Annotated in this window: 14 protein-coding genes and 2 tRNA genes; 11 read left to right on the top strand and 5 right to left on the bottom strand. The window is 62.4% G+C overall.

Annotation, left to right across the window (positions count from 1 at the left end; translation table 11 throughout):
* Nucleotides 1–805: 805 nt before the first annotated feature.
* Nucleotides 806–890: transfer RNA gene (locus DM826_RS05830), tRNA-Leu, on the bottom strand.
* Nucleotides 891–999: 109 nt separating this feature from the next.
* A complete protein-coding gene (locus DM826_RS05825; protein WP_120102453.1) occupies nucleotides 1000–2004 on the bottom strand; it encodes a succinylglutamate desuccinylase/aspartoacylase family protein in 1005 nt (334 codons plus the stop codon).
* Between the two features lie 96 nt (nucleotides 2005–2100).
* Here DM826_RS05825 and DM826_RS05820 point away from each other — a divergent pair, with 96 nt between their 5' ends.
* A complete protein-coding gene (locus DM826_RS05820) occupies nucleotides 2101–3438 on the top strand; it encodes a putative ATP-dependent zinc protease (protein ID WP_120102452.1) in 1338 nt (445 codons plus the stop codon).
* Nucleotides 3439–3493: 55 nt separating this feature from the next.
* On the opposite strand, the gene DM826_RS05815 is transcribed toward DM826_RS05820, so the two are convergent.
* Nucleotides 3494–4216 (bottom strand): acyl-CoA synthetase family protein, encoded by a 723-nt coding sequence (locus tag DM826_RS05815; RefSeq protein ID WP_120102451.1) that lies wholly within the window; start codon nucleotides 4214–4216, stop codon nucleotides 3494–3496.
* A 163-nt stretch (nucleotides 4217–4379) separates the two neighbouring features.
* Here DM826_RS05815 and DM826_RS05810 point away from each other — a divergent pair, with 163 nt between their 5' ends.
* The 3 genes from DM826_RS05810 to purF all read left to right on the top strand — a co-directional run bounded on the left by DM826_RS05810 (nucleotide 4380) and on the right by purF (nucleotide 6604).
* A complete protein-coding gene (locus tag DM826_RS05810; protein WP_120083446.1) occupies nucleotides 4380–4628 on the top strand; it encodes an LSM domain-containing protein in 249 nt (82 codons plus the stop codon).
* Entirely contained in the window at nucleotides 4625–4801 is a 177-nt protein-coding gene (locus DM826_RS05805; protein WP_120102450.1) for a 50S ribosomal protein L37e, read from the top strand. Before DM826_RS05810 ends, DM826_RS05805 begins: the two co-directional genes overlap by 4 nt.
* Before the next feature lie 285 nt (nucleotides 4802–5086).
* Nucleotides 5087–6604, top strand: coding sequence for an amidophosphoribosyltransferase (gene purF, locus DM826_RS05800; protein ID WP_120102449.1), 1518 nt, complete (start codon nucleotides 5087–5089; stop codon nucleotides 6602–6604).
* Between the two features lie 32 nt (nucleotides 6605–6636).
* On the opposite strand, the gene DM826_RS05795 is transcribed toward purF, so the two are convergent.
* A complete protein-coding gene (locus DM826_RS05795; protein ID WP_120102448.1) occupies nucleotides 6637–7194 on the bottom strand; it encodes a DUF420 domain-containing protein in 558 nt (185 codons plus the stop codon).
* Between the two features lie 170 nt (nucleotides 7195–7364).
* On the opposite strand from DM826_RS05795, the gene DM826_RS05790 reads away from it, so the two are divergent.
* The 4 genes from DM826_RS05790 (at nucleotide 7365) to DM826_RS05775 (ending at nucleotide 9724) form a co-directional block, all read left to right on the top strand.
* A tRNA-Leu gene (locus tag DM826_RS05790) sits at nucleotides 7365–7449 on the top strand.
* 179 nt (nucleotides 7450–7628) lie between these two features.
* On the top strand, nucleotides 7629–8174 hold the full coding sequence (locus DM826_RS05785) for a helix-turn-helix domain-containing protein (RefSeq protein WP_120102447.1): 546 nt from the start codon (nucleotides 7629–7631) through the stop codon (nucleotides 8172–8174).
* A 33-nt stretch (nucleotides 8175–8207) separates the two neighbouring features.
* On the top strand, nucleotides 8208–9203 hold the full coding sequence (locus DM826_RS05780; protein WP_120102446.1) for an AIR synthase family protein: 996 nt from the start codon (nucleotides 8208–8210) through the stop codon (nucleotides 9201–9203).
* Nucleotides 9200–9724, top strand: a complete 525-nt coding sequence (locus tag DM826_RS05775) for an HAD family hydrolase (RefSeq protein ID WP_120102445.1) — start codon at nucleotides 9200–9202, stop codon at nucleotides 9722–9724. The genes DM826_RS05780 and DM826_RS05775 overlap by 4 nt, the downstream gene beginning before the upstream one ends.
* Before the next feature lie 2 nt (nucleotides 9725–9726).
* On the opposite strand, the gene DM826_RS05770 is transcribed toward DM826_RS05775, so the two are convergent.
* Entirely contained in the window at nucleotides 9727–10017 is a 291-nt protein-coding gene (locus tag DM826_RS05770; RefSeq protein WP_120102444.1) for a DUF5822 domain-containing protein, read from the bottom strand.
* Nucleotides 10018–10114: 97 nt separating this feature from the next.
* Here DM826_RS05770 and panB point away from each other — a divergent pair, with 97 nt between their 5' ends.
* From panB to DM826_RS05755, 3 genes are all read left to right on the top strand, one after another.
* Nucleotides 10115–10921 (top strand): 3-methyl-2-oxobutanoate hydroxymethyltransferase, encoded by an 807-nt coding sequence (gene panB, locus DM826_RS05765; RefSeq protein WP_120102443.1) that lies wholly within the window; start codon nucleotides 10115–10117, stop codon nucleotides 10919–10921.
* A 151-nt stretch (nucleotides 10922–11072) separates the two neighbouring features.
* The gene (locus DM826_RS05760; RefSeq protein WP_120102442.1) at nucleotides 11073–11321 is read left to right on the top strand and encodes a DUF7127 family protein; all 249 of its coding nucleotides are present in this window, start codon (nucleotides 11073–11075) and stop codon (nucleotides 11319–11321) included.
* On the top strand, nucleotides 11318–13591 hold the full coding sequence (locus DM826_RS05755) for a CDC48 family AAA ATPase (protein ID WP_120102441.1): 2274 nt from the start codon (nucleotides 11318–11320) through the stop codon (nucleotides 13589–13591). The genes DM826_RS05760 and DM826_RS05755 overlap by 4 nt, the downstream gene beginning before the upstream one ends.
* Nucleotides 13592–13646: the final 55 nt, after the last annotated feature.

Genomic DNA, 13646 nt, shown 5'->3' with positions numbered 1-13646 from the left:
GACTGTAGAAGCTGGAAGATCCTGTTCACGACACCTGAACGCTCAGATAGTCACCGAAACCACCGATTCAGCATCGGCTATCGGCAGTGGTGAGCTGCTCGATGTGATCGACTGAGTCTGAACGGTAATTTGATCAGCCTTGTGTTCCAGACGATTTTTAATTAATTCGGTAAAGTGCGTATCATCATCGACGTGAAGCACTCGTATCCGACTGCTTTCGAAGTTGCCTCCAGTAATCATAATATTATGTATGCAAAAACATAGAAAAAATCATCCTCTGCGGCAAAACCCCCTCTGTTGGAGGAAATGCCGCGGTTAATTCAACGGTTGGAGAATCATCTTATCAAATATATAGCGGAGTGACCGTTACAGAGATCGAGTCAGTCAGTTATTTTAGTCCTATCAGGCTCCTATCTGATAGTGGTTTTTTTGCTTCCTTACAACGCGGACAGCGCACGTTTACATCCACATTGTATATTCGCCCACATTTGACACATTTAGTTATACATACATCCATTCTTGATGTTTGTTTTAATAGGATATAGATGTTTGCGTTGATTACGTCTTATTGTCATAATCATTTCTGTTGTATTTCTCGATACCTGATACGCGCGCTGTATTCAGCACGTCCGCAGTAAGCTATCACGTATTAAGACATCATTAAGTTCTATAGACAGAGGGACTGATTATTAAAATGACAAGCTGCGTGGAACCGGATTCGAACCACTGTCACTCCGCGTCGCTCCGTTCCCTGCTTCGAATCCTCGTCGCGCAGACACGTCTCTCACGTTCGTTCGAGACGGTATGCGCGGGACCGGATTCGAACCGGCGGACTCCTACGAGACAGCGTCCTAAGCGCTGCGCCGTTGGCCTAGCTTGGCTACCCGCGCGCATGTCACACGGACTGTGCCGTCCGACAGATTGAGTCAACCGATCAAACAATAAAAACGCTCCTATCAAGCGACAGCGGTGGGGCCGGACACCGCCGACCGGCAGCCCTCACCCGCGGTGGGATTCGATCACCCGGCGTCGCCGCTCGCTCACCTCGACAAGATGACAGAGCGGATTGCCCGGATACACCACCGGATTCTCCAAGACCCCGACGAGCAGCCCGGTAAACGGGGCCTCGACCATACTGGTATCGGTCTTAAACGGACTGGCGATCGTGGCGATCCGATTGCCCTCCTGGACCACATCGCCGCGGTCGGCGTGCATTTCGACCATCCCGCCGGCGTCGGCCCGAATCCACGTTTTTTCTTCCGATCCTTGGATGACGGTTCGCCAGCCGGGCCAATCGACCGCTGCGGTCGGCTTCGCGCCAAACTCCGCGAGGACGCTTTTCGTCCCCGCCAGCGCGCGGTCGATGAACTCGCGTTGAAACCGGTGGGCTTCGCCCATCTCGACGGTCACCGTCGGGACACCGGCCTCGGTCGCCTCACGGCGCAGCGTCCCTGACGGCCCCTCGCTGTCGATGATGACGTTCGACGCGAACGCGTTGGCGACGCGAGCGGTAGTGTCGTTGCCCATCTCGGCGCGAACGTGGAGCATGTTCGTCCGCCCTCGGGTTGAGGTGTGGAAGTCGATCCCGATATCACAGGGTTCGATGAAGTTCCGAAAGATGCTGTCGGCCATGCGTTTGGCGCTCGTGCTATCGGGATCGCCGGGAAACGACCGGTTCAGGTCGCGGTCGTAGATCGGAAGATACCGCTGTTGGGCGATAAATCCCGGGACGTTCAACACCGGCAGACAGACCAGCGTGCCACAGAGGTCGTTGTGATCCCACTCATCGGAGACCTCTCGAACCACCTCAACGCCGTTGAGTTCGTCGCCGTGGCCGGCCGCCGAGAGAAACACCGTCGGCCCCGACGCAACGCCGTTGATGATCATGACTGGCATGCGCACAGGATCGCCAAGGTAGGTTTCGGAGATCGTATACCGGAACCGCTGGGTTTCCCCCGGCTCAACCCGTCCGCCGTTGAACGTGAACGGCTCAGCGTCCGACATTGGACGACCTGGGCGACGAACGGGTTTACATCTACCGGCGGTGAACGCACACCGACTGCCCATAGTGACTAATGCGTCGACACCGAAGAGGCAGATATGCCAGCCGACTCCCACGCCGACCTCACCGTCGGTGTCCTAGGCCTCCACAGTAGCAAGGAAACCAAGGCGATTCTGAATGCCATCAAGGCACTGGGCTACGATGCCGAGTGGCTCCGCCGTGAGAACATCGCTGTCTCGATCACCGACGGCGAACTCACAGTCGAACCAGACATCGATGTCATCGCGAATCGACTGCTGTTATCGACGAGCACGCATCCGGCCGACGAGATTGGGCTCGCGCGCCTCTTCGAAAATCTGTATCCGATGTTAAACCGTCCGGCCCCGGTGACGACTGCGATGCATAAGTTCGCTACTGCGGCGGCCCTCGCCGACGCCGACATCCCGGTGCCGGATGCCCTCCTCGCACTGTCGAGTGAACGGCTCAACACCGGCCGCGAGCGGTTCGGCGAACAGGGCGTTTACAAAACCGCCATCGGAACCCACGGCGGCGGCGCGTGGGTCGTCGATCTCGCCGAACCGGTCAATCCGCGCGTGGGCGACCGGCAGGCGTTCCTCCAGCAGTTCATCGAGCGCGATGGCCGCCCCCGCGACACACGCGTCTACATCGTCGACGGCGAACACATCGGCTCGATGTACCGCTACGCCCCGGACGGCGAGTGGCGGACGAACGTCTCTTTCGGCGGCAAGGTTGAGGACGCAACTGACGACCTACCGGCGGCCGCCGTCGAGACCGCCCGCCGCGCGGCGGATGTGATCGGCCTCGATTACGCCGGTGTCGACCTCATCGAAACCGACGGCGAGTGGCAGGTACTCGAAATTAATCCGACAGCCGGCTTCCGCGGCCTGTTCAAGGCGACCGGTCGGAGTCCGGCCCCGTACATCGCCGCCCTCGCCATCGAGCGCGGCGGCGGCAGCGTCGATCCCGACCGCGTTGCAGAACTCGCCGAGACGCTTGACGACTCAAAACCGGCCTGCATGCCGAGACAACCATCCCTAGAGCCGAACGAGCCCGCTGTCATCGGCTACATCGAGGAGGTCGTCGTCAGCGGAACCCGCGGCTCGCGGCTGGTGATGGCGAAATCCGACACCGGCGCGACCCGGACAAGCATCGACTCCCACCTCGCAACAGACATCGGCTCCGGGCCGATCAAGGATATTATCACCGTCCGGTCGGGCAGTCTCAAACAGGGAAAATCCCGCCCGGTCGTCGACATCGTCGTCGGCGTCGGCGGCACCCAACACACCGTCACCGCCAGCGTCGAAGACCGGAGCCACATGGATTTCCCGCTCCTGCTCGGGCGGGATATTCTCGAACACTACCACGTCGACGTGACGCGCCGCGCCGATTCGGCCGACGATCGGCCTGAGGAGTGAGACTACTGCCACAGTCACCGTGCGGTCACAGAGGCCAATCGGCCGCAACCGGCGATCACAACGAGACGGCGTCGACCGAAACCAACACCGGTTCGGGCGCAGTTACATCCGCAGCGACGAGTGCGGCGTCGGCATCGACCGGTTGCTCCGAGTCGCCAACGAGCACTGCGGTCGCCTCAGCAGCGAGCGCGGCCACGAGGCCAACAAGCGTGGCAGGGGCCGCAAGCGGCGTCCGAATCGCCAGCCGCGAATCGCCATCGAGGGCGAGGGCGTCGACAACGTCGTCGCCTGCGGCGAGCAGGTCGCGGTGGCTGTAGGTCTTGCCGTCGGCACGCACCACCGGCGAGTTAGGATCGACGGGCGTCTCCGGGAACCCGGGGTTTTCGCTCCAGACCTCCTGCTCCCAGTGGGTCGTCGCCGGCGACTCCGGCGGGCCGCCGTAGACCGCGAGCTTCGCGCCCGGCGGGAGGTCGTAGGCGGCCTCCTCGGCGACCGGCACCAGCGTCACCCGCGCCTCGCTGGTCGGCTCGAACGTCGTCACCGCGCCGAGTTGGGCCGCCCCGAGAAACGCCAGGAGTGGCTCGGGGGCCGGCGTAATGTCGACGGCGACCGTCGCCGCCTCTCGAACTCCGAGAAACCGCAGGACATTACCGGATTTGTAGGCGTTGGTAAAGAAATCGTGATAGCTCATCGCGCGGTCGGTGGCCGGAACGACGATCGCGGGCTGCTCCCGACGGCGATCTCGCGGCAGCAGGTCACCGATGACAGACGCCTCCATACCCGGTGTTGGCCCGGCGGCGCCAAAGCCTCGTCGCTCACCAGCCGCCGGTGTCGCCAGCAGTGAGACGCCCAAGCCGCCGACAGCCGGCGCGGGGGCGACAAACCACCGACGCAATAGCGGTTCCGGTACGTTTAAGACCGAAACACAACCCTGTTCGTGTATGAGTGGACGACCCCTCGATGTGCTTGAAGCGTCACTGGAGGAGGCCGTGACCGTCAGGCTGAAAGACGGAACGGCATTCACCGGCACGCTGGCGGGCTACGACCAACATATGAACGTCGTGCTTGACCCATCGACCGGGGTCGACGACGAGCCGATCGACGAGGGCGGCGTCGACGAGATCGCCGTCGAGGAAGTCGAAGACACAACCATTATACGCGGCGACAACGTCGTTTCGATCAATCTATGACCGGTGCAGGAACCCCAACGCAAGGCAAGAAGAACACCACGACACACGTCAAATGCCGCCGCTGCGGCGAGAAGTCCTACCACAGCAAAAAGAAGGTCTGCTCCTCGTGTGGCTTCGGCAAATCGGCGAAACGGCGCGACTACGAATGGCAGTCGAAGTCCGGCGACAACTAAGCGGCTGATTTTCGCGGACTGTCTCTGTTGACCACACCACACAGCCACCGGTATCTCAAATTATCCGCAGGTGACCGCCTGACACAGGCAGGGCGTTGACGGCCAGTCGTTAGTGGTTTGAACACGATTCCGCCCGAGTGAGACCGTACCGAGATGGCTACCAGAGAAAAGTGCGTCAGCCCGCCGTCCAACACATATCCACGATCGTGGATATATTTGAATCTATACAACGCCGAGACAGCACAAACACGGGGCTTTTTAGCGGCTGAGCACGGTATGGCTGGTATGGAACACGGCCGGGAGTCGACCCACCATGCCACCGAGGGCCCAACCGAGAAATGCGGGGTCGTCGGGATCGCATTGGAAGATCGACCCGTCGCACGACCACTCTATTACTCGCTGTACGCACTCCAACACCGCGGCCAGGAGTCCGCCGGCATCGTCACCCACGATGGCTTCCAGCAGTACAGCCACGTCGACATGGGCCTCGTTGGCGACGCCTTCGACGAGGGCGATCTCAACTCCCTGAACGGCGCGACCGGCATCGGCCACGTTCGCTACCCGACCGAGGGCTCGATCGGCACCTGCTGTGCCCAGCCGTTTTCGGTCTCGTTCAAATCCGGCTCGCTGGGGCTCTCGCACAACGGCAACCTCGTCAACGCCGACGAGATCCGCGACGAACTCGCCAATCTCGGCCACGCCTTTACCTCCGACGGCGACACCGAAGTCATCGCCCACGACATCGCCCGCAACCTCCTCGATGAAGATCTCATCCAGGCGGTCAAACACACGATGGAGCGACTGCATGGCTCCTATTCGCTGACGATCATGCACGACGAGAGCGTCATCGGCGTCCGCGACCCCCAGGGCAACCGCCCGCTGTGTATCGGCCGCCTCGATGATGGCTACGTGCTGGCGTCGGAGTCGACCGTCATCGACACGCTTGGTGGGGAGTTGATCCGGGACGTGCGGCCGGGTGAACTCATCGTCCTCGATACCGACGGCACCGGCTATGACTCCTATCAGCTCGTCGACCGCGACACCACGGCCCACTGCTTTTTCGAACACGTCTATTTCGCCCGCCCTGACTCGAAGATCGACGGCAACCTTGTCTATGAAGTTCGGCGGGAACTCGGCCGCAAACTCTGGGAGGAAAGCGGCATCGAAAGCGATGTCGTCCTTCCGGTACCGGACTCGGGGCGCGCGTTTGCGTCGGGATACGCCGACGCCGCCAGCGAGACAACCGCCGACGGCGAGCCCCGCGCCGAGGACGACAGCGGCGTGCGGTTCGCCGAGGGTCTGATGAAAAACCGCTACGTCGGCCGGACGTTCATCATGCCGACCCAAGACGAACGCGAACGCGCCGTCCGCCTGAAGCTCAACCCGATCAAATCAACGATCGAGGGCAAAACCGTCACCATCATCGACGACTCGATTGTCCGGGGAACAACCTCAAACCAACTGGTCGATCTGCTGAAAGACGCTGGCGCAGAGGAAGTCCACATGCGCGTTGGCTCCCCGCCGATCGTCGCACCGTGCTATATGGGCATCAACATGGCGACCCGCGAGGAGCTGATCGCCGCCGACAAATCAATCGAGGAGATCCGCGAGGAGATCAACGCCGACAGCCTCGCCTATCTGTCGATCGATGCTATTGCCGAGAGCCTCGACAGTCAACAGCTCGATCTCTGTTTGGGCTGTGTGACCGGCGAATACCCCTACGATATCGAAGGCGAAACAACCGACCGAGAGGTCAATCGTCCGGTTATCGGCGGGCAGGAAGCGTTCGCGGCCGACGACTAATCCCTACGATCGCGGTCGACGATCCCACTCAGTTAGTACACCACGTACAGCATCGCGTAGACGACGATCCCGAGGCTAAACGAGATCAGCCAGAGGACGGCCGCAATCTGGCCGACACTTCGGTGCCGGCTGGTGTAGATATCCTCAATCGGGCGAGTAACCGCAAGCAATAGGGTGTAGATCACCAACGGCACACAGATGATCGCCAGCAGGATGTGCACCGCGAGGATCGGCAGGTAGACGAACTGCTCGATCGCTACTGGGCCGCCAAAATCTGTCGTCCCCGCAAGTGTGATGCGATAGAGATAGAACACAAGAAACGCGGCAAACAACACCGTCGAGGCCAGCATATAGTTTCGATGGCTGGAGACATCCTTGCGGCGGATCGCTCGCCAGCCGGCGATGATCGTCCCGATAGCGGTGATGCTGATAATGGCATTGAGCTCCGGAATCACCGCGATCAACCCGTCGATCCGGGGGATGAGGCTGGTCGGGATCACGCCACCGACAGCGGCAAACACCGCCCCGAGGGCGAGGGCGGACAACACGACGGTCAGCAACGGCACATTGTCACGGGCCTGCAGTTGCATATCTCCGTTTTGAGAGCGACAATCAAAACCGTTTGTTTGTCTGTCGCCGCCATGGACAAATCGAGCGTCGGCACCGGGGTCGATCCGACAGCGGCGACCCCGAAAAGAAAGGGCTTTTATTCAACCCCGGTGAACAACCGAGTGCGCGAAAGCGTACAAAACACCCGCGAGCGTGGGTAGCCAAGCTAGGCCAACGGCGCAGCGTTGAGGGCGCTGTCCTGTAGAGGTCCGAGAGTTCAAATCTCTTCCCACGCATCGCAGGCGGTTCAGCCGCCACGATGTGGTGTTGTCTCTACGACAGCACCCACGCACATTCTACCGACAACCTTGATCGATGAGCACCGACTCCGTGGCTCCCGAATCGACAGCACTCGACACAGCAGCCCGCGACCCTCGCGTGAAGAGTTAAACCATCGACGGCCTAACCGGGAGACATGGCGAAATATTCGACCGGCGACAGCAGCGGCGGTGGTGACGGCGACAGCTGTGAGCTGTGTGGCACCGCCAGCAGTCGGCTCAGCAAAGCCAACGTCGAAGGCGCGGTGCTGTTGGTCTGTCCGGACTGTGCCCCCCACGACGACAACCGGAAGACGACGAGCGACGAGAGCGGGAGTTCTGGCGATAGCTCCAGCGGCTCCAGCGGTGAGGGCAGCGACGGCCCAAAAGACCGCAAGAAACGCGCCGCCCAGCGACAAGCCGAGGTCTACGACGCCGCGAAAGGTGACTCGACTCACTGGGAAAAGGAGGGCACCAACTACGAGGGCGACCGCCTCCCGTATCTCGTGTCCGATTACGGTGACCGCGTCAGCGACGCCAGGAAGGACGCCGACCGCTCGATTGCCGACCTCGCCGACGAACTCGACGTCGAGGAAGCTGATCTCGAAGCCATCGAGGACGACCGGGCGACCCGAGCCGGCGTCGGCGGCTCTGTTGTTCGGGCACTCGAAGAGAAATTCGATATCGACCTCGTCGATGAGTAGCCCTGCGTTGAGGCCGCCTAGACCCACCGCACGATGATCGGCAAACTCGATCCCGACACGCTCGGCCGCGTCCTCGACCGCACGGGCGCGTCGAGTGCGGATCTGCTGACCGGCGCGGCCTACGGTGAGGACGCCGCCGCCATCGATCTCGGGGACGGCGAAACGCTGGTCGTGAGTAGCGATCCGATATCGCTGGCGGCCGACCGCGCCGGGACGCTCGGCGTCTACGTTGCCTGCAACGATGTAGCCGCCTCGGGTGCTACCCCGGAGTTCCTGACGAACGTGATTTTTCTCCCCGAGGAGAGCGAGGAGACACTGGCAACACTGACCGACCAGTTAGACGCCGCAGCCGACGACCTCGGTGTCACCATCGTCGGCGGCCACACCGAGTACGTGCCCGCCTTAGACCGACCCTTGTTGAGTTTGACAGCGTTCGGCCGCACCGACCACCATATTCCGACCGGCGGTGCCCAGCCGGGCGACACACTGCTCCTCACGAAGGGCGCGGCCATCGAGGGTACCGGCATCTTAGCGACCGATTTCGCCGACGAGGCACGCGAGGCCAAGATCGAGCAGGCGACCCTCGACCGCGCGGCCGACTTCTTCGAGGAGATTTCTGTTCATCCGGAGGCCGAACGGCTGCGCTCGGCGGCGACGGCGATGCACGATCCCACGGAGGGCGGCGTTGTCACCGGGTGTGTCGAGTTGGCAGCGGCTTCCGGTGTCGATCTCGTCGTTGAGCGTGAGTCGATTCCGATCCGGCCTGAGACAGCCGCGATCTGTGAGGCGATTGGTGTCGATCCGGTGCGGATCTTCGGCTCCGGGGCGCTGTTGGCGACGGTACCGTCCGAAGCCGTCGATACCGCGCTCGACGCGCTCGATAGAGCCGACATCGACGCGGCAGTCATCGGCGAGGTCAGAGAATCGAGCGGCGACGACAACGACGACGGCGCGTTGGTGCTGGACGGCGAGCGAATCACGACGGCGCCAACCGACCAACTCTATCCGCTCTGGGAGGACGATTCGTGAGCGACAAGCAATACGCCGGCATCGTCTACGACCTTGACGGCACGCTACTGACGCTCGCTGTCAACTGGGAGGCTGTCGCCGACGATGTGATTCAGGTCTACGCCGACGCCGGCATCGACGCCGCCGGTGCGAGTCTGTGGTCGCTGCTGGAAGACGCCGACGACCACGGTATCACGGCGGATGTTGAAGCGGCGATCAGCCGCCACGAACGCGAGGGAGCCCGCCGCTCCCGTCGCTGTGGACTGGCTGACGAACTCGCCAAGCAAACCGTCCCGGTCGGTGTCTGCTCGCTGAACTGCGAGGCCGCCTGCCGGATCGCGCTTGAAACCCACGGGCTCGCTGATGACGTGGCGACGGTCGTCGGTCGCGACTCGGTGGCAACACACAAACCCGATCCCGAACCGCTGTTAGCGACGCTGGAGGATCTTGGTGTCGAACCCACAAACGCACTGTTCGTCGGCGATTCGCCACGCGATAAGGAGACCGCCGAGCGGGCTGGCGTCGCCTTCGAATACGTCTGAGATTACTCGTCGTCAGTCGCCGTCGATTCCGCGCTGTCGGGCTGCTCGTCATCAGCTGCATCCTCGCGTTTGTATTTCGCGTACAGGTATGCCGCCACGTTCGTCGTCAGCCAGATCGGCGCACCAACCCGGATCGCAAAGTTGGCGCGGGCTCCCCATGTCGAAAGCTCGACGGTCGTCGACAGCAGCGCGACCAGCGGCGCGCCGACGAGAATCGTCACGACGAAGGTGACCTGCATCACCCAGCCGAAATCGACGCCGTCGGGGGTGGTCGTTGCGACGGGATCTGCCACACTGGGGCGTTCGACTCGGCGCGCTAAGATGTGACGGTTCCACGCGGCGCCACCGTCGGACACAGCCGATTTAACGGCTGGCGATCCAAACAGGGGTATGACCACGACGCGGGAGCTCCGCCAACAAGCTGAGCCAATTACGATGCTGACGGCCTACGACGCCCACACTGCCAGCGTCATCGACGACTGCGGGATCGACATCCTGCTGGTCGGCGACAGCATGGGCACCGAGGCGTTGGGGTATGACTCGACGCTGCCGGTCACCGTCGATGATGTCGAACGCCACACCGCCGCCGTCGCCCGCGGGAGCGATGACGCGCTTGTCGTCGCTGATATGCCCTTCCTCTCAGTTGGTGTCGACGAGGCTGAAACCGTCCGCAATGCCGGTCGCATGCTGAAAGAAGCCGGTGCCGACGCGGTCAAACTCGAAAGCGGCCCCCACACTGTCGAGATGACCGAACGGCTCACCCAGCTTGGGATTCCGGTGATGGCGCACCTCGGCTTGACCCCCCAACATGTCAACCAACTCGGTGGCTACACCCGACAGGGGACGACCGAGGCCGCCGCCGAGGAGATTCTCTCGCTTGCCCGCGCACACGAGGACGCCGGCGCGTTCGCACTCGTCGTCGAACACGTTCCGGCCAACGTCGCCGCCCAGGTGACCGACGCCCTCGATATCCCAACGATCGGGATCGGTGCCGGTGGCGACTGCGACGGCCAGGTACTGGTGATCAGCGATGTGTTGGGCCTCAGCGAGAACGCCCCGCCGTTTGCCGAGCAGTTCGGTGACCTACGGGCGGCGATGGCAGACGCCATCGAAGACTACAAGGCCGCTGTCGAAGCCGGCTCGTTCCCGGCCGACGAACACAGCCATATCGAAGACGGCCTCGATGACCTCGGCTGAGCCGCCCGCTTTTGGCCCACGGTTGCCGCCGGAATCCGAATCCGGCGAGGGTGTGAACCGCAACACCATCGCTATCCCGTCGCATACTGCCGTCTTGCGGTTTTGCAGGCAAAGGTTTATATAGAAGCGCATCTATTCATGTAATAGAGTGATGAATAATACCCAGTTAGCAAACCGTGACGACCGGTTGCTCCGAGAGTACGACTACGAGGACGAGTGGGTACTCGCCGCCGACCTCCCTGTCGATGACGACAGCGTGCAGTACGACACCGTCGGCGACACCCTGATCCTCGTGATCGACGCCGACGGGCAGGTCACCGAGACCGAACTCGACCTCCCCGGCCCCGATGCAGCTGTCACAGTGAACAACGGTGTACTCACCGTGCAGGTGAACCAATGAAACTCACAGTCAAACCAATCAAACAGAAGGACGCCGGCCGCCGACTGGCCGCGATCGACCGCGTTGCTGCCGATGAGCTCGACCTCTCCGGTGGCGACTTCATCCGTCTCGACAGCGACGATGGCACCGCCATCGCCCGCGTCTGGCCCGGCTACCCGGAAGATGACGGCACCGGCGTCGTCCGGATCGACGGCCGCCTCCGCAGTGCGGCCGGTGTCGGCATCGACGACAAAGTCGAGGTTGAAAAGGCCGATCTCCAGCCCGCCGAAACGATCACTGTCGCCCTCCCCCAGCGGCTCGGGATCCGCGGCAACATCGATTCGCTGATCCACCGCGAACTCGGCGGCCAGCCGGTCACCCAAGGTCAAAGCATCCGGCTTCCGCTTGGCTTTGGCTTCATGGGCGGGCAATCACAGGCCGTCCCGCTGAAGATCGCCTCGACGACGCCCTCCGGGACAGTCGTCATCACCGATTCGACGCAGGTGCAGATCTCCGAACAGCCCGCCGAGCAGATCGCCGACGCGCCGCCGGAGGCCGCCGAGGGATCGTCCGAGGCACCGAATGTCGCCTACGAGGACATCGGCGGCCTCGACGAGGAGCTCGAACAGGTTCGAGAGATGATCGAGCTGCCGATGCGACACCCAGAGCTGTTCAAACGCCTCGGCATCGACCCGCCGAAGGGCGTTCTGCTCCACGGGCCGCCGGGCACCGGGAAGACCCTCATCGCGAAGGCCGTCGCCAACGAGATCGACGCCTCCTTCCACACGGTCTCCGGCCCGGAGATCATGTCAAAATACTACGGCGAAAGCGAGGAGCAACTCCGTGACATCTTCGAGGAGGCCTCCGAGGAGGCCCCTGCGATCATCTTCATGGACGAACTCGACTCCATCGCCGCCAAACGCGAGGAGGCCGGCGGCGACGTTGAGCGCCGTGTGGTCGCCCAACTCCTCTCGCTGATGGATGGGCTCGAAGAGCGCGGCGAGGTTGTCGTCATCGGCGCGACCAACCGTGTCGACGCCATCGATCCCGCGCTCCGCCGCGGTGGCCGCTTCGATCGCGAGATCGAGATCGGCGTCCCAGACCGCGAGGGTCGCAAGGAGATCCTCCAAGTCCACACCCGGAACATGCCGCTGGCTGAGGACATCGATCTCGATGTCTACGCCGAGAACACACACGGCTTCGTCGGCGCGGATCTCGAATCGCTGGCCAAGGAGGCCGCAATGTCGGCGCTCCGACGGATCCGCCCGCGGCTCGACCTTGAAAGCGACGAGATCGACGCCGAGGTGCTGGAATCCATCGAGGTGTTGGAATCCGACCTCAAGGCCGCGCTCAAAGGCATCGAGCCGAGCGCACTCCGTGAGGTCTTCGTCGAAGTGCCCGATGTCACCTGGGAGGACGTTGGGGGCTTAGAGGATACCAAAGAACGGCTTCGCGAGACGATCCAGTGGCCCCTTGAGTACCCTGAGGTCTTCGAGGAACTCGACATGGCCGCCGCGAAAGGCGTCATGCTGTACGGGCCGCCGGGCACCGGCAAGACGCTGCTCGCCAAGGCCGTCGCCAACGAGGCCGAATCGAACTTCATCTCGATCAAAGGCCCCGAACTCCTCAACAAGTTCGTCGGCGAAAGCGAAAAAGGGATTCGAGAGGTCTTCAGCAAGGCCCGCGAGAACGCCCCGACCGTGGTGTTCTTCGATGAGATCGACTCGATCGCCAGCGAACGCGGCCAAAACTCCGGTGACTCCGGTGTCGGCGAGCGCATGGTCAGCCAGCTGCTGACCGAGCTTGACGGCCTCGAATCGCTGGAGGACGTGGTCGTCATCGCCACCTCAAACCGGCCCGACCTGATCGACTCCGCGCTGCTGCGACCCGGTCGACTGGATCGCCACGTCCACGTTCCGGTGCCGGACGAAGACGCTCGCCGGAAGATCTTCGAGGTGCACACCGAGGCCAAACCGCTGGCCGACGATGTCGACCTCGACAAACTCGCCCGCAAAACCGATGGCTACGTCGGTGCGGATATCGAAGCCGTCAGCCGGGAGGCCTCGATGGCTGCCAGCCGGGAGTTCATCGGCAGCGTCCCCCGCGAGGAGGTTGGCGAATCCGTCAGCAACGTCCGGGTGACGATGGAGCACTTCGAGCAGGCACTCGACGAGGTTCAACCCAGCGTCACCGAGGAGACGAAACGCCACTACGAGGAGATCGAACGCAAGTTCAACCGCAGCGATGTCGACGATGCTGACGACCCGGTCGTCGGCGAAGCGTTCCAGTAAGCACCTCGCTGGGGGGTGATTTTTCGGATTTTTAGCTGTTGTTTTTCAGTGCTGT

The sequence above is a fragment of the Halonotius aquaticus genome (genome assembly GCF_003605575.1).
GTDB lineage: Archaea > Halobacteriota > Halobacteria > Halobacteriales > Haloferacaceae > Halonotius > Halonotius aquaticus.
Note: the sequence above shows the minus strand (reverse complement) of the source record. Positions and strands in the feature narration are given on the sequence as shown.